Below are 16544 nucleotides of genomic sequence, written 5' to 3'. Positions count from 1 at the left end.
CCCGGTTCGTCGATCGCCTGGGTGCACCGTGAGGCCCGGGCGACCTATCAGCGGGTCGCCGCCGAACTCGACGGGATCATCGACGCGGCCCAGCGCGCCCTGGCCGGCAACGGCACCACCGAGCTGGTGTTCAACGCCGCACCGCACAGCCGCCACGGAGTACTGCCCGGGGCCGCCGCCGCACCCTCCGTCGACGGTACGACGGCGCTCACCGCGCGCGAGGCCGGCGGGTTCGTGCTGGACAACGGGCTGCTGCGGATCGAAATCAACGGCGACGGCCTGGTCGTCTCCGCCTACGACATCCGCGCCGACCGCGAGAGCATCGCCCCGGGCACGGCCGCCAACCTGCTCCAACTCCACCCCGACTTCCCCAACATGTGGGACGCCTGGGACGTCGACGAGTTCTACCGCAACTCCGTGACCGACCTCACCGCGGCCGACGCGGTCACCGGCGGCGAGGACGGCTTCTCGGTCCGGGTCGTCCGGTCCTTCGGTTCCTCCAAGGCCGTCCAGACACTGTCGCTGCCGCCCGGGGAGCGCCGGCTGCTCATTGACACCGAGGTCGACTGGCACGAGACCGAGAAGTTCCTGAAGCTGGCCTTCCCCCTCGACGTGCACGCCGAACGCTACGCCTCCGAGACCCAGTTCGGGCACTTCCACCGCCCCACCCACACCAACACCTCATGGGAGGCGGCCAAGTTCGAGGCCTGCAACCACCGCTTCATCCACCTCGCGGAACCCGGCTGGGGCGTGGCGGTGGTCAACGACTCGACGTACGGCCACGACGTGACCCGGGCCGTCCGCAGCGAGGGTGACGGCGGTACGACGACCAGCCTCCGGATGTCACTGCTGCGCGCCCCGCGCTTCCCCGACCCCGAGACCGACCAGGGCGTCCACCGCTTCCGGCACGCACTGGTACCGGGCGCGGACATCGCCGACGCGGTCCGCGAAGGCTGGCGGATCAACCAGCCTGAGCGCCGCGTCACCGGCGCCGGCGAAGTAGCCCCGCTGGTCACGATCGACGACGACGCGATCGTCGTCACCGCCGTGAAGCTGGCCGACGACGGCAGCGGCGACGTGGTGGTCCGCTTCCACGAGGCCCACGGCGGCCGGGCCCGCGCCACCCTCACCGCAGGCTTCGAGATCGCCGACGTCACAGTCACCGACCTGTTGGAGCGGCCGCTGGCCGGGGCGGACGCGCCGACAGCGGACGGCGGACGCATTGATGTCCGGCTGCGCCCGTTCGAGCTGGTGACACTCCGCCTGCGCCGGGTCTGAGCACACCCGGGGCGGGGCCGCCAGGATTTCCTGTGCCCGGCCCCGTCCCGGGAAGCATGTTCACATGTGTCGGGGCTGATCGCCGACTTCACCCACGTGTGCAGTCGCCCGCCCGACAACATGTCGTAGCTCGCACGAGGGCCGTTCACACACCTGACACATCCTTGCCATAACTTCCCACGAGACACGTTGATGCGCGTAGACTGCGCACGCATCGACGAGTCGGCTTCGATCAACCGTCGCCTCCTGAGGAGTGTGTCATCGTGCGTCTTCGCGCGCTCGCTCTCGCCGCCGCCCTGACGGCTGTGTCCTGTCCGGTCTTCACCGCCACCGCCAACGCCGCCACCACGTACGGGAGTTCGGCGCGCGCCTATGCCTGCTCCCCCTGGACCGGCATCGAGAGCTACTCCGACGCGCTGGACAAGACGACCTTCGCGGGCCTGCCGGTGGCGGAGCTGTCGGGACTGGCCGTCGACCGTGACCACCGGCTGCTGGCCGTCGCCGACGAGTCCCACCTGTTCACCCTCGACCCGCGGGGCCGGAAGGTGGAGTCGGTACAGGCGCTGGCCGACGCGCAGGGGCAGCCGCTGGACTCCGAGGCCATCGCGGTGGACCAGGACGGCAGTCGGCTGGTGGCGTCCGAGATCGAGCCGTCCGTGACGCGATTCGACCGCTCCGGCAAGCCGCTCGGTCAGCTGGCCACGCCGGACGCCCTCCGGGTCGCTCCGCTCGGCCGGGCCACCCGGAACCAGACCTTCGAAGGTCTCACGCTGCTGCCCGACGGCCGGACACTGGTGGCGTCCATGGAGGGTGCGCTGGCAGGAGACGGCAGCAACGTCCGGCGCCTGCAGACCTGGCACCGCGACGGCCCGAAGGAACCCTTCCTGCTCTCCGGCCAGTACGCAGTCGTCGCCGACGCCGGTCTCAACATCTCCGACATCACGGCCACACCCGACGGAAGGCTGCTCATTCTCGAGCGCGGCTTCACGGCCGGTGTGGGGAACACCGTCCGGATCCAGCTCGCGGACCTACGTCACGCCTCGGACGTCCGGAACGTGGAGCAGCTCGACACCACGGCACAAGTCCGTTTCGCACACAAGACGCTCCTGGCGGACATCGGCGCGTGCCCGTCGCTGGGTGCCCAGAGTGCCCAGCCACAGCCCAACCCGCTGCTCGACAACATCGAGGGCATGACCGTCACCGGACGAACGCGTGACGGGCGGCTGCGCATCCTGCTGGTCAGCGACGACAACCAGAACGCCACCCAGAAGACGCGCCTGTACCGGCTCGTCACGCGCCTGCCCCACGCCTGAGCCGATTCGGGGCCGGCCGGCCCCTGAAGGCCCGGTGTCGGTGCCCGCTGGGGGAGGCCGTTCCCGGTACTCCCCCAGCGGTCCTCAGGTCATAGCCGATTCCTCGATGGCCAGCGCGTGGCCGACGGCCGTCACGAGTACCTGCTTGACGGATTCCCGCTGCCGGGCGTCACACAGGACCACCGGGACGCCTCGATCGAGATCCAGTGCGGTGCGAACCGTGTCCGGCTCGTACACACGAGAGCCTTCGAAGGTGTTCACCGCGACCACAAAGGGAATCGCGTGGCGCTCGAAGTAGTCGATGGCCGGGAACGAGGTGGCCAGCCTGCGTGTGTCGGCAAGCACGACCGCGCACAGAGCGCCCGCGGCCAAGTCGTCCCACATGAACCAGAAGCGGTCCTGGCCGGGGGTGCCGAACAGGAAGACGCTCAGTTTTTCGTGCAGCGTGATGCGTCCGAAGTCCATCGCGACGGTCGTGACGGATTTCAGGTGGACACCCGAGGTGTCGTCGACGCCGATGCTGGAGCGGGTCAGGTTCTCCTCGGTGTGAAACGGAGCGATCTCGCTAATCGCCGCAACCGCGGTCGTCTTCCCGGTTCCGAAGCCGCCGGCGACAAGGATCTTGACACCCTGCGGCATATCGTCCGCCGGCGCCGGCACGGCGGCTGGCGATGACTTTTCCCTGATCATTTCCTATCCGTTCTGAGCAACTCTGGAAAACGGGTCACAGCGCGCGCAGACCCTCAAGCACCTCTCTGATGACGCTGGTGCTGAGCCGACCGTCCTGGCGTGCCGGTTTGCTCACCCGGATGGCTCCCATGTCCAACAGATCACCGAGGAGTACACGGACGACTCCGAGCGGCAGCCCCGAACGGGATGTCAGTTCACTGACCGACAGAGGAACCCGGCACAGCACGAGCATGGCCTCGTGCTCGGGTTCGACATCGTGCCACTGCTGTACCGAGGCGACCATGCTCATCACGAACGTCACCAAGTCGAAGACATCGTGACGGACATGCGTGCGGCCCCGCACCAGCGCGTAGGGCCGCACGAGCGCGACGGCCCCGTCGTCGGACCAGTCGTCCTCGGTCATATCGCCAGACGCTCGTCAGGCCGTTGCCCGCCGCCGCGGTGGGCAACGGAAAGATGCTGTCCCACTCGGATCACGAGCCGCGCCATCTCATAGGCAACGTTGCCGATGTCGGCTCCCTCAGGGGTGAGTACGGCAAGACACGCGTTGTCTCCGGCGGCGCAGACGAAGAGGTATCCCTTCTCCATTTCCACCACCGTCTGGCGCACGGCCCCACCGCCGAAATGGCGGCCCGTGCCCTTGGCCAGGCTGTGGAAGCCGCTCGCGACGGCGGACAGTCGCTGGCTCTCCTCCTGAGGCAATGCCCAGGACGACGCGAGCAGCAGGCCGTCGGCGGACAGCACGATCGCATGGCCGACGTCCGGCACCCGCTGCACCAAGTCGTCCAGCAGCCAACTGAGTTGTGCTGAAGTCTCCGTGGTGCTCGGCTGTGTCATCGGATCGATTCCTTCCCATCTGTATCGCAAGACCGGTCGCTGGTGCTGTGGCCGGAAGGGTGTGCCGGAAAGCGCGGCGGCATCAAAGGTGCCCGCCGGAGCGAGGGTCCACGGGCGGGACGTCCTGTCGTGCGAGCCGTCCCCGCGCACTGCCGGACTGGAGCGCCGACATCAGTGAGCGGACCTGGATCGGGCGCGTGGAGTCGGCTTCGGCGGGCCCCGAAGGGCCGGGGGGTGCCTGCGGGAGGACTGCTGTCCCGACCGGGTACGGGCCGGGCGGCGGGTGGGGAGCAGGGTGTACTCCCTGCCCAGTGCCACTCCAGTCGAAGACGGGCACGCTGGACGGTGAGTCCCCGGACTGCAGTTGAGGAGCGAGGCTGGCCTGCCGGACCCGCCGCGGCAGTCCGTCGACGTACTCGGTCTGCTGTGGCCGAGCGTGGTCTTCGACCGGCAAGACGACGGGTTCCGCCGGTTCTCCCCCCATGCCGGACAGCGGAGGACCACCGCCCTCATGAACCACAGGGTACTCACCGTGACCGGCCGTCACGGGCTCCGGGTAGTGGCCGGGGCCCGTCATCGCGTACGGCTGTATGAGCCCGGAGCTGTCCCCGGCGGGAAGGGCGGCGGGCACCGGCGCCGGCTGCCTGGCAACCGCTGGGGCATTCCAGACGGGGGCGCCGTCCAACCGCGAAGGCACCTGCTCCGGTTGTCCGGTCTCAGGACCGGCCTCCTCCAAAAGAGTGCGCGGGACCAGGACGACGGCGGTCACACCGCCGTACGGGGAGTGCCGCAGTGCCACGCTGATCTGATGCCGCTGGGCCAGCCGTCCCACGGTGACGAGGCCGAGGCGAGTACTGTCCAGGTCACTGATGTCGACGGGCTCCTTGATGCGCGCGTTGGCGGCGTCAAGGTCCTCCGTGCTCATGCCCAGGCCGCGGTCGTCGATCTCGACGACCAGTCCGTTGGTTCCCGTACCAACGCTGACACGGACCTGTGTGTCGGCCGGGGAGAAATGCTGTGCGTTCTCGATGAGTTCGGCCAACAGATGCACGACATCTGCGACGGCACGTCCCCCGATGCGGACGGAGGGCACCGGCAGCACGATCACCCGCGTGTAGTCCTCGGTCTCGGCCACCGCGCCGCGCACGACGTCGACGACAGGAACGGATTCGCGCCAGACACGGCCGTTGACCGAACCGGCGACGGTGATGAGGCTCTCCGCATACCGGCGCAGATGCATGGCAATCTGGTCGAGGCGGTACAGCTCCGCCAGCCGGTCGGGGTCTTCCTCGCGGTGCTCCATGGAGTCGAGCAGGCCGAGCTGCTGGTGGACGAGCGTCTGGCTGCGGCGGGCGAGGTTCACGAACACCTCGCTGACGCGACGGTGCAGCCGGACGTCCTCGTCGGCAAGTTCGACGGCCGTGGTCTGGAGCGCGAAGAAGGCATCGCCGAGTTCGGCCAGTTCCCTGTGCACGAAGCGCGGCCGGGACATGTCCGAGGTGACATCGACCTTCTCCCCCCGGCGTAGCCGGCCGACGACATCGCGGAGCCGGTCCTCGGTGAGATTGCGCGCCGACTCCCGCAGCCGGGACACGTCACCGACCAGCGAGCGTCCGACGCGCACCGACATCACCAGAGAGGCCGCCAGGGCAATCAGCCCGAGCGCGCCGGACAGGCCGAGTTCCCACAGGGCTCGTCTGGCCGGGGGGCCCGTCAGCTCGAAAACAACATCGATATCGCCGAGTGCCAGCTTGTTCGTGCCCGCCCACTGTGCGTCGTACGCCTTCCGCCAGCGGGATACGGGGAAGGGCAGCTTGCCGGCCCCAGGGCCGGCCTGGACCAGCTGCTCCTCCATCGCCATGACCTCACGCAGCGGCTGGCCCGGCTGGGCGAACTTCTCGAACTCCTCGCGCTGCTCCTTCGGTAGTCCCCGCATCGAAAGTTCGGTCAGACGCCGGGACGCCCCGATGTCCTGGACGAGCAGCGCGTAGGACTCACGCGTCATCCGGCCCGAGGCCGCGGCAGCCGAGATCAACGCGTCCTCCTGGGACAGGAAATCGCTGCCCAGGGTCTGGGTGTACAGGCTGTTGCCGAAGCGCTGCGCCTTCGTGTCAGGCAGCACCGTCATGGCCTCGAACGCCTCAGAGATCGCCGAATTCATGCCCGTGTACGCGTCAAGGGTGTGCTGGGTGTCAACACGATGCCCGTCGATGTCACGCCGCAGCCCCCGCAGGCCGTCCATGGCCTCGCGTGCCGTGGCGACGTCCTGATTGACCTGCGGGCTCGCGCTGTCGCGCACCTTTTGGCGGGAGGCCCTCTCGGCAAAATCAGCGACGGCGTCGTCCGTATCCGCGCGGGCGCGCTCCAGGGACGATCGCACCTTCGCGTCGCCCTGGCCCGGCGACACCATCGCCACCAGACTCGCCCGGCGTTCGGTCTGAAGGCTGATGAACACCTGCCCCAGGGGATGTGCCAGGTTGCTGCCGATGGTGTCCACATGCACCAGCGTCAGGGCGTTGTCCAGCGACAAGTACGCGGCGTAGGTCCACAACGCCGACAGGGACAGGAGCGGCAGCAGCAGCAGTGCGGTTATCTTGCTGCGAAGGGACCAGCCAGGGTGTCTCATGCGTGACTGCTATCTCCGCTGAACAGTGGGTCGCCCGCTGGTGAGGAAGCCATCTGTCGGCATCTGTGCCGGAAACATCCGGACCCACCGTCAAGGTCGTTGGGACGAGGTGCCGATCGGCTACCTCAGCAGAAGTGAATATGCGCAGTGTTCCCACAAACCGTACTACATGTCAAGATCGAATGACGTCAGGGTGTCGGCTTGAGTGTGCTAGCCCGGAGAACATCTGACGTGTGGCAGTGCCTCGCTCTCCGCACACGTGTGTAAGGCCGGGCGCGGACTCGGCTACCGTCCGTCTATTGGTCGGCTGGAGCAGCGGACGCCGCGGCGGATTCCGCCGCCTGCACCAGGCCGCCCTTGGTGTTCAGCGGGACCTCCTTGATGAACAGGGTGATCAGGAACGCGACGGCCGCGAGGCCCCCGGCGATCAGGAAGACGTCGGCGATGCCGTGGCCGTACGCGCTCTCCATGAGGGTGCGCAGCGGGGCCGGCAGCTTGCCCAGGTCCGGGATGCTGTCGGTGGAGGCACCGGAACCGGCCAGCGCGGCCCGGGACTTGGGGTCGAGGGCGGCGGCGCCCTCCGTCACGTAGTGCGTGATCCGGTGGGCCATCACCGCGCCCAGCGCGGAGACGCCGACCGCACCACCGAGGGAACGGAAGAAGGTGACCGTGGAGCTGGCCGACCCGAGGTCGGAGGGATCGACCTGGTTCTGCGTGCACAGCACCAGGTTCTGCATCATCATGCCGATGCCGAGACCCAGCAGCGCCATGAAGATGGCCATCTTCCAGTACGCCGTGTCGTACCGGATGGTCCCGAGCAGGCCGAGGCCGGCCGTCACGAGCACGCCACCGCTGACCAGCCAGGCCTTCCAGCGGCCGGTGCGGGTGATGAACTGCCCGGAGACGGTGGAGGAGACGAACAGACCGCCGATCATCGGGATCGTCAGCACGCCGGACATCGTCGGGGACTTGTCGCGGGCCAGCTGGAAGTACTGGCTGAAGAAGACCGTGCCGGTGAACATCGCGATACCGACGAACAGGGAGGCCAAGGAGGCCAGGGTGATGGTGCGGTTGCGGAACAGCCGCAGCGGGATGATCGGCTCGCTCGCCTTGGACTCGATGAGCACGAAGAGCAGTCCCAGCAGAATCGAACCGCCGGTCATGGCGTACGTCTGCCAGGAGATCCAGTCGTACTTGTCACCGGCGAAGGTGACCCAGATCAGCAGCAGGGAGACGGCGGCGGCGATGGCGGTCGCGCCGGACCAGTCGACCTTGACGTCCCGCTTCACGACCGGCAGGTGCAGGGTCTTCTGCAGCACGATCAGCGCGATGACGGCGAAGGGGACGCCGACGTAGAAGCACCAGCGCCAGCCCAGCCACGAGGTGTCGGTGATGACACCGCCGAGCAGCGGGCCGCCGACGGTGGCGACGGCGAAGGTCGCGCCGAGGTAGCCGGAGTAACGGCCCCGCTCACGCGGCGAGATCATCGCGGCCATGACGATCTGGGCGAGCGCGGACAGACCGCCGACACCGACGCCCTGGACGACACGGCAAGCGATCAGCATGCCAGCGTTCTGCGACAGACCGGCCACCATCGAACCCAGGACATAGATGACCAGGGCTATCTGGACGAGCGCCTTCTTGCTGTACAGGTCGGCAAGCTTGCCCCACAGGGGCGTGGCCGCGGTCATCGACAGCAGCGCGGCGGTGACGACCCAGGTGTAGGCGGACTGGCCGCCGCCCAGGTCGGTGATGATGTGCGGCAGGGCGTTGGTGACGATCGTGGACGACAGAATCGCCACGAACATGCCGAGCAGGAGGCCGGTGAGAGCCTCCATGATCTGCCGGTGCGTCATCGGAGCCGCACCGGAGGGCTCTTCTCCCCGTCCGGCGTGAGCCCGTGCATCATCTGGTGTGGTCGTTGCCATGGGGCTTCCTCTTCTTACGCTTCCGGGAACTTACGCGTGGGCTCGTCGGCGATGGGGGCGGGATAACGGACAGGGGTGGGCCGGCCGCTGCCGAAGTCGGCACGCAGTCGTGTCATCAGCCGGATCAGCTGCCCGACCTCGTCGTCGGTCCAGTGACTCAGCCGCTCGGCGAGCAGGTCTGCCGTCCGCCCCGACAGTTCGCCGAGCTTCTCCTGGCCCGCGGGCGTCAGCCGCAGGATCCGCGAGCGCCTGTCGGCGGGATCGGCGGAGCGCTCGATCCAGCCGCGGGCGGCGGCGTGCGCGACATGGCGGCTCGTCACCGAGATGTCCACGGCCATGAGTTCGGCGAGGCCGCTCATCCGTGTCTCGCCATGGCGGTCGATAAGGGTGAGTACGACGACAGAACCGGCCGGGCACTCGGGCGCCAGCACACGCTCCAGTTCCCGGCGTACGACCGCGACGGCACTGAGCTGACGCATCAGTTCCTCGTATGGCGCCCGCTCCGCCACGTTCACACGTCCCACTCTCATTACTTGAGGAAAACATATGTCTACTTGGTTGCTGGAGGCAAGTAAAGCCGGACCCTGGGATACCCGTTTCACCGTCGGCCGTGACATGTGTGTGCAATGGCCCGCATGTATCAGGATCCCTGCCCACGGCTCCGCGGGCATCAGTCATCTGACCCGGTCGGGACGGTTTCGTCAGGGAGTGGGGGCCAGGTCGCCGGGCAGGATGCGCACCCATCGCCCCTCGGGCACATCCTCACCACCGTCCCCCTCCGTGATCAGCAGGGCACGTCCGTCGGGGGCCGGACGAATTCCCACCGCACCGCTGTGGGCCCAGACTGCGCGTCCCGTCCGAGCCGCGAACGGAGCCAGCGGCCTCATGTCCCGGGGCGGCAGCGGTCCTTGCACCGAGCGGAACTCAGTCAGGCTGCGTGGCAGCAGCAGGGTCAGCACGCCCTTGGTCGTCACGGTCTTACAGGCCGAATTCCCGTCCCACTTCCGAGCCAGCTCGGCCAGACAGTTGTTCTTGGCCGCGCCGACTTGGACCGCCCTCGCGCCAACACGCCAGCTGTCGATTGCCGAGCGCGACTTGACAGCAACAGAGGGGTGAGATCAATTGTGCCGATCGGTATCCTGCATCCTGGGTTGCCTATTGGTCACACGTGAGATCTTGCAGGATCAGGCGGCGCCTGGAGTAGAGGTTCAAGCGTAGGACTATGCGGCCACACCAACGCCTGCACGAACCGCTGCCCCCAGGCATGCCCGCCGTCAATAGGTGAACTGCTGGATCTCGCGGTCGCCAGCCCCATACGTCCAGCCCGTCCGTGTGCGCGGATCGAGCTGGAGGGCGTTCTCCGCACCGCCATGGTCACCGGGGGAGAAACCGGTCAGGGTGCGGATGACCTGTCCGGTGACGAGGTCGACCACGGCGAGCTGGCCGGTGCCGTTGTTGTCCGGCACCCACATGCCGGCACCGAAGTACGCCGTTCCCGCAGGTGTCGGGAAGGAGACGACGGCGACCTTGTGTTTGCCGTCCACCGCAAGGGCGGAGGCCTTGCCCAGGCGGACGTTGACGGTGTCTCCGGCCGTGGCACCGGACTCGTCCAGCGGGCTGAGCACACTTGTCGGTACGGCGTTGACGCTGATCACGGTGGCCGACAGGTTGTACAGCGTGCCCGCGCCGTCCGAGGCGATGCCGTGACTGCAACGTGAGGAGCCGGCCAGCGCGGTCACGGTACCGGCCGTCAGGTCGACAGCGGCAGGAGTGCTCGAACCCAGGCAGTTGAAGGGACCAGCCTCCGTTCCGAGGAACATACGGCCGGTCGACGTGTCCACGGTGAGGAGGTCGTATCCGCCCGGCGCGGCAGGGTCCGGGTCGGCCGCGACCGGCTCACCGACCGTGCCCCGGTCGAGCGAGACGGGGAGCACCAGGTCGGCGCCGTCGCTGTCGTGGACGAGCAGGGCGCCCCGGTCACGGACCTCGTCCACCCGGCCGGTGACGTAGGTGTAGCGGTCAGCCTGCAGGACGGTGGATCCGAGGAGTGAGTCCTTCTCGGTGTTCCAGGTCTCCACGCGTGTCTCGTCGCCCGCGGTGCGGTGCAGCAGCAGGACTCGGTCGGAGCTGGCGCCGACAACGTCGTAGGAGGAACCGGCGGCGGAGTCGGCGGTGATGGCGTTGCCGTACTTGCCGGTGACCGTCGTGTAGTGACGGACCTCCGAGCCGCCTCCGGGCAACGCCAGGGAGGCCACGGAATGTGCGCCGGCCGCGGCAAATCCCGTCACGGAGGCGTCGCCCGGGGCCGGCCCGTCGTCGAAGGCGAGGGTGGACAGTGGCGACGCCTGGCCGATGACCCTGCCGTCGCGGCCGAGTGCCAGCACACGGACGTTGTAGGAGTCGGAGCTGCCGAGGCCGAGCGCCGAGGCGTCCAGCCGGACGGATCCCGAGATACCGCTCAGGGTGCGGTGCAGGACGGACGGACCGTTCACTCCGTCGTCGTCCAGCCTGGTGCCGTTGGCGTTGGTGAAGGTGTTGTACGTGCCAAGCAGGGTCGGCGCCGGAGCGGAGAACTCGACTTCGGCGTTCCGCGCACCGGGGACGCCCCGCACGTCGTACCGCAGTGTGAACCGCGACGCGGCACGCGAGACCGTCGCCATGTGCTGTGGTGTGCCGTCCGTAGCGGTCAGAACGGGTGCGGCCGGGCGTTGCGCCGCGGTGGCGCCGTCCACCCGGATCGGGTGGAACTCCCCGTACTGGACACGCTGCGGATTGCCGCCGAAGCCCTGCTGGACGATGCCGATGCCGTACAGGCCGCCGCCTGCGGCGAAGGCGTCTGCGGGGATGGTGACGGTGCCTTTCGACGCGGTTAGCGCCTGGTGCCAGCCCGCCGTGAACAGCGGGGCGAGGTCGGGGTTCCAGTGACCGACGGTCGAGACGACCAGCTGGGGATCGGACAGCGGGGTGACGCCCGTGAGGTCGTAGGAGACGGTGACAGCGTGTCCGGCGGCGACGGTGGCGGGCCCCACGGGGGCGGTCGCCTCGGCGTAGGTGCCGTCGCTCGGGCCGACGACAAGGGTCCGGGTGGCACTCGCACGGGTGTGACTGCCGGTCAGTACCCGGTAGGTGACCTTGACCTGCCGGTCCGTGGACGAGGTGAGGGGCAGACCGGCGGCTGCCAGCAGCCGGGCCGGGGTGAGCCGTATCGCCGGGGTCGTGGACCGCAGGACGGTCGAACCGACCGTGAGGGTGTACTGGGCGGGCTGGTCGAGGCCGGTGACGTCGCCGGCGAAGGTGATCGGGCCGGTCAGGCCCTCGCCGGTACCGCCCGCGGAGCGGTCGCCGAGGTCGATGCGGTCTGGATCGGTGGTCTCCAGGAACAGGCCGCCGAGGTCGCCGATGGTGACGCGGTGCGAGACGGAGAGGCGGAGCAGCGACGGAGAGGCCGTGGACGTGCCGAGCGCCTCCTCGGCCGCGGCCGTGACGTCGATCTGGGGGCCTATGTGCAGGGTGCGGTCGATCTGGGGCGGTGTGGAGACGGGGCGTCCGGTGCGGGTGAGGATGGCGCGGACCTGCTGGGGTGTCAGACGGTGGTTGCCGATGTGCCCGGCCTGCAGTACGACGGCCGCGGCGGCGGCGATCTCCGGTGCGGAGGCGGACGTCCCGCCGTTGAGCACCACGTCGACGTCCGTCGCCGTGCCACCCGTGCGGTGGGAGAGAGCGAGGATGTTGTCGCTGGGCGCGGATAGGTCGACCCGGCTGCCGAAGCCGGCGGAGAAGGTGCCGAAGCCGCTGATCCGGGTCTCGGCGGTGGTCGCGTCGCCCGATGCTCCGGAGGCCAGGGTGTCGTCCAGGGTGGTACCGCCGGCCGCTATCGCGCCGCTGTCCGGCACGCGGGTGGGGGTGGTGGATTCCGCGTCGTCGTCGATGGTGGTAGCCGAACGGCTGTCCGTCACGCGGTCGGTGGGGGTGCTGCCTCCGTCGGGCCCCACGGAAGCGGGGGTGAACAGGCGGGTGCCGTCGTTGGAGGAGACGGACACCACGATGCCGTCGTCGTGGACGATCGAGGTGATGACGGCGCGGATGGCGGGGTCGTCCTCCAGGTAGCGTCCGGGGAAGCCGTCCGCGTCCGTGCCGAAGCCCAGGCTTGCGGTGATGACATCGGGCTTGGGCGACTGGTGGGCGGCGGCGAGCAAGGCGCCCGCGATGCGGTCGGTGGTGGGCTGCTCCGGGACGACCAGGCGGTACCGCGCGCCGGGGGCGATGCCCAGCAGGTCCGTGTAGCCACTGCCGGCCGCCTCCGGCCGCTGCCGGTCGTGCGGAAGGGGTGCCATCACGCTGAAGTCCAGCAGCACTTCGTCGAGAGTCGGATCCTGGTTCTCGGTCGAGGCGCTGTCGTCCAGGCCGCCGCCGTCCTTCGCGACGTACGTGGGGATCAGGGGCATCGACGGCAGGTCCAGATAGCGGTGGCCGTTCTTGAGGACGGTCGTCGGGCCGTTGGACGCCACGTAGGAGTCTCCGGCGTCGGCCATGGACTGGTCGGTGAGGTCTCCGATCGAGACGTTGGTGATGATCTCACCGGCGCCGGGCTGCTGTCCGTGCCGGCCCATGAGTGCATAGGCGCCGACGGCGTCCACACCGCCGGCGTTGAGGAAGGACTGGGCCGATGTCGTGAGCGTGTCGTTGGTGGGCAGCCCATCAGCGGTCGACGCGTCCGTCCGCTCGCCCGCCGCAGCCGCAGCACCGGAACCGCTGGGGAAGGCACGGAACGTGGCCTGCGGCAGCGGCTGAGCCCCCGCGGTGAACGTGTTGACGTAGCGGTTGGGTTCGGCGTCGGCGATGCCGGACGTGCCGCGCAGAGCGCGGGCGACGGCGTCGGAGTCGTGCCGGTCGGTGGACAGCAGATACATGTGTGCCGGACCGGCGGGGTCCCCGCCGGCGGACAGCGGACGCAGGGAACGCGCGCCGACGTTGTGCAGCGCGACGTTGACGGCGGCGCTGCTGGTGTGCGGTGTCCGGGCGGCCACCCGGGTGCCCGGCACACGGGCGCCCGTGACCGAGGTGTCGTTCGCCAGGGTGACCAGGACCTGGCCCGGTACGGCGCCTTCGCGCTGCCGCGGGAGGCGGGTGGAGGTGGAGCCCAAGTCGGTGACAGGTGTCTGGTCCAGGGCGAACGTGGCCCGGCCGACGGCAGTGCTGTCCACGGACTGGGAGCCGGTCGGCTGCGCGGCGCTCGCGGGCACTGCCGTCATGGCACCGGCCCAGGCGAGCACAATTGCGGTAAAAGCCCGGACGAACCTACGCGCCGGGGGTATTACAGGCGGCATGGCGGCACTTTCTGGTGAAATCAGGCGTTCTGACGCACGACAGGGACCTGCGTCCGCGCGTCATCGCCGAGGACGGCATCCCTTCACCAGAGCGAAAATGCCAACGAGAGTGGACTCGGCGCAAGCACGCCGAGGTGGCCGGTTCACGCCAGGTGGCGACGACCGGCCACGCGACGACCGGAGCGGACATGGAACTTGACGTCATCGGACTCGACCAGGAAACACAGACCGTGTACACGGCGCTGGTCGACCTGCCGCGCAGCACCGGGGCACAGATCGCGCAAGAACTGGGGACTACTGCGAGCGCGGCCGGACGAGCCCTGTCCGTTCTGGTACGACGCGGACTGGCGGCAAAGACAGCAGACCGGCCCCCTCGCTACACCGCGGCCGCCCCCGATATCGCGGTCGCCGATCTCCTCCACGAACACCAGCGGCAACTCGACGCGGCCCGTTCACTGGTCGGGCAACTGGCCGACAGACACCGGAAGGCCATCCGCATCGGCGACCCGGACATAGCCGTCGAACTGCTGAGAGGACGCGAGAACATCAGCGCGGCGGTACAACGGCTGACGCAAGGCGCCCGCCGCCTGGTCCGCGCCTTCGACCGTCCCCCCTACGTCGACCGCCCCGGCAGCCGGCTGGAGGACCAGCGCCGGCGTCAGCGCGGCGGTGTCGTGCACCGTGTCATCTACACGCAGGCCGCGATGGCCTGGCCTGGCCGCCTTCAGAACGACATCCTCCCCAGCGTGCGGGCCGGTGAGCAGGCTCGGGTACGCCCTGAACTGCCGCTGAAACTGGTGCTCGCCGATGACCAAACGGCGATCATCCCTTTCAGTCTCGCGCCCGGCGGCACGTCCGCGGCCTACCTGGTACACCGCTCCCCGATACTGACCTCACTCGAATCGCTCTTCGAGGCCGAATGGATCCATGCGGCACCCGTGGACGCCGGTTCGCGGGACACCCGTGCCGACGGTCCCGACCCCGACACCCTTGCCCTGATCGGACTGCTCGCCTCGGGCTGCACGGACGCGGTGATCGCCCGCACACAGGGCTGGAGCCCGCGGACGACCCAGCGCCGTATCCATCGCCTGATGACCGAACTGGGTGCCTCCACCAGGTTCCAGACGGCGGTACAGGCAGTCCGGCGAGGCTGGCTCACGTGAACCCGCCGAGCGTCACCGGGCGCCGTGAAGCTCCCAACTACCGTGCTAGGAAGGGCAGTTCCACACTCATTCCACAATCCGTCAAGTGCCGACGGCTAGCCTCAGGCAACCGCGGATCACTCCAGCCGCGGGACTTGTCGACTGTTCCTCCTCCGGTAAGGGTTTTCGTGAAGGTGAACAAGCTGCTACGGCATCTGGGCATGGGCGCCACCGCCGCGGGTCTGTCCCTGGGCGCGGTTATCGGTACCTCGGGCTCCGCCTCGGCTGCTCTGGATTTCAACCAGGTTGAGCTCTGCTCCAAGGGGAATTACGCGTCGTTCCTCATGTGGAAGACGATGTCGGGTGTCCAGTACAACGATCCCCTGGTGCTCAGCGGCCAGTGCCGTACAACGCACGCTCCCGCCGGCACCGTCTCGGTGACGGTGTACGGCAAGTACAACACCAGCTCAAACTTCTTCTATCTCGGGTACTTCGGCGGGGGCTACGGAGGCACTCACGCCGCCGCGAAGGGCACCACCGCACAGAACCAGCACTATCTCGAATCGTGGAATGAGTTCGGGTGGAGCGAATGGTGACCCAGTCGGTCGCTGACACGTCGGCTCTGACCGTGAACTGAGCCGCACTCCACAGGGGTCCGCCGCGAACCGCCGGCGGACCCTCTCGTCATTGCGGTTTCCCCGAGCCGGGCAGCAGGATCAGTTCTCGATCCAGCCGTGGGTCTTGCCGAGTTCGAGCAGCGCGCCGCGTACCCGGATGATCTGCTCACCTGTCAGGGACGGGACCGCGTTCAGCAGGGCCTCCGTCATCTCGTGACGGTACTCTGCCTCGTTCAATACGTCACACACCTGATCGTCCGGCTCTGCAGCCGCACCGGGCGTGGTGAGCGCGCTCTGAGCCACGGCCGGGACGATCGGCTGGGCGGGGACTTCGTCGGCTGTCAGCGACAGCCGGACCTGGGAAGCCTTCGGCCCACGCCCGCCCTCCTCCACCTCGAACTCCACGGACAACCCAGGACGCACCTCGTACTCGGGGAAACGCAGGTCATTGACGTGGAGAAAGACATCCTCACCGCCATGCTGCGGGGCGATGAAGCCGTATCCCCGCGCGTTGTCGAACCGCACCACACGACCAGCAACCATGAACCCAACCCTCTGCCTCGACTTCGCACCCGCAGGTGCAGCATATGCACTCGGTGGCACACGCCAGAACCTCGCATGGCGCGACCGGCATCACTCGTGATCGAAAAACTACTCTTCAGATTATGCGTCAGTCGCGCTACGCACACCCATGACAGTATACGTGTGCCGATGACACACATATGTGTTTCCTTGTCGCACGTCTACGGCGGGCCGTCCAGCCACGTCCGTCGGCGACTTCCCCGT

11 protein-coding genes and 1 pseudogene are annotated in these 16544 nt (G+C 68.5%); 4 read left to right on the top strand and 8 right to left on the bottom strand.

The features are described 5' to 3' along the window. Both ACZ5K7_RS47060 and ACZ5K7_RS47055 read left to right on the top strand, forming a co-directional pair. The coding region (locus tag ACZ5K7_RS47060; RefSeq protein ID WP_468924617.1) for a glycoside hydrolase family 38 C-terminal domain-containing protein at positions 1–1278 on the top strand (1278 nt) is incomplete at its 5' end. Positions 1279–1541: 263 nt separating this feature from the next. Beyond that, positions 1542–2591: an esterase-like activity of phytase family protein gene (locus ACZ5K7_RS47055; protein WP_468924615.1), complete on the top strand. Its 1050-nt coding sequence runs from the start codon at positions 1542–1544 to the stop codon at positions 2589–2591. A gap of 84 nt (positions 2592–2675) precedes the next feature. Here the strand turns inward: ACZ5K7_RS47055 and ACZ5K7_RS47050 are convergent, their stop codons facing one another. The 7 genes and pseudogenes from ACZ5K7_RS47050 to ACZ5K7_RS47020 form a co-directional block, all read right to left on the bottom strand. Beyond that, the gene (locus tag ACZ5K7_RS47050) at positions 2676–3281 is read right to left on the bottom strand and encodes a GTP-binding protein (RefSeq protein ID WP_468924613.1); all 606 of its coding nucleotides are present in this window, start codon (positions 3279–3281) and stop codon (positions 2676–2678) included. A gap of 34 nt (positions 3282–3315) precedes the next feature. After that, positions 3316–3684: a DUF742 domain-containing protein gene (locus ACZ5K7_RS47045; protein ID WP_468924611.1), complete on the bottom strand. Its 369-nt coding sequence runs from the start codon at positions 3682–3684 to the stop codon at positions 3316–3318. Further along, positions 3681–4118, bottom strand: a complete 438-nt coding sequence (locus ACZ5K7_RS47040) for a roadblock/LC7 domain-containing protein (protein WP_468924609.1) — start codon at positions 4116–4118, stop codon at positions 3681–3683. Before ACZ5K7_RS47040 ends, ACZ5K7_RS47045 begins: the two co-directional genes overlap by 4 nt. 82 nt (positions 4119–4200) lie before the next feature. Then, positions 4201–6744, bottom strand: coding sequence for a sensor histidine kinase (locus ACZ5K7_RS47035; protein ID WP_468924607.1), 2544 nt, complete (start codon positions 6742–6744; stop codon positions 4201–4203). Positions 6745–7049: 305 nt separating this feature from the next. Then, positions 7050–8600, bottom strand: a pseudogene (locus ACZ5K7_RS47030) (MDR family MFS transporter); the annotation flags it as partial. 86 nt (positions 8601–8686) lie between these two features. Further along, positions 8687–9181 (bottom strand): MarR family winged helix-turn-helix transcriptional regulator, encoded by a 495-nt coding sequence (locus ACZ5K7_RS47025; protein WP_468924619.1) that lies wholly within the window; start codon positions 9179–9181, stop codon positions 8687–8689. Between the two features lie 765 nt (positions 9182–9946). Next, positions 9947–13924 (bottom strand): S8 family serine peptidase, encoded by a 3978-nt coding sequence (locus tag ACZ5K7_RS47020; protein WP_468924604.1) that lies wholly within the window; start codon positions 13922–13924, stop codon positions 9947–9949. 263 nt (positions 13925–14187) lie between these two features. Here ACZ5K7_RS47020 and ACZ5K7_RS47015 point away from each other — a divergent pair, with 263 nt between their 5' ends. Continuing rightward, positions 14188–15162 carry a helix-turn-helix domain-containing protein gene (locus ACZ5K7_RS47015; protein ID WP_468924601.1) on the top strand — a complete coding sequence of 325 codons (975 nt, stop codon included), beginning with the start codon at positions 14188–14190 and terminating at the stop codon, positions 15160–15162. A gap of 167 nt (positions 15163–15329) precedes the next feature. Further along, positions 15330–15737 carry a hypothetical protein gene (locus tag ACZ5K7_RS47010; protein WP_468924598.1) on the top strand — a complete coding sequence of 136 codons (408 nt, stop codon included), beginning with the start codon at positions 15330–15332 and terminating at the stop codon, positions 15735–15737. Between the two features lie 120 nt (positions 15738–15857). Here the strand turns inward: ACZ5K7_RS47010 and ACZ5K7_RS47005 are convergent, their stop codons facing one another. Further along, on the bottom strand, positions 15858–16301 hold the full coding sequence (locus ACZ5K7_RS47005; RefSeq protein ID WP_468924595.1) for a cold-shock protein: 444 nt from the start codon (positions 16299–16301) through the stop codon (positions 15858–15860). Between the last annotated feature and the right edge of the window lie 243 nt (positions 16302–16544).

The organism is Streptomyces sp. NPDC031497 (assembly GCF_055580905.1).
The sequence above is the reverse complement of the archived record's forward strand: the minus strand, read 5'-3'. Positions and strand labels throughout refer to the sequence as shown.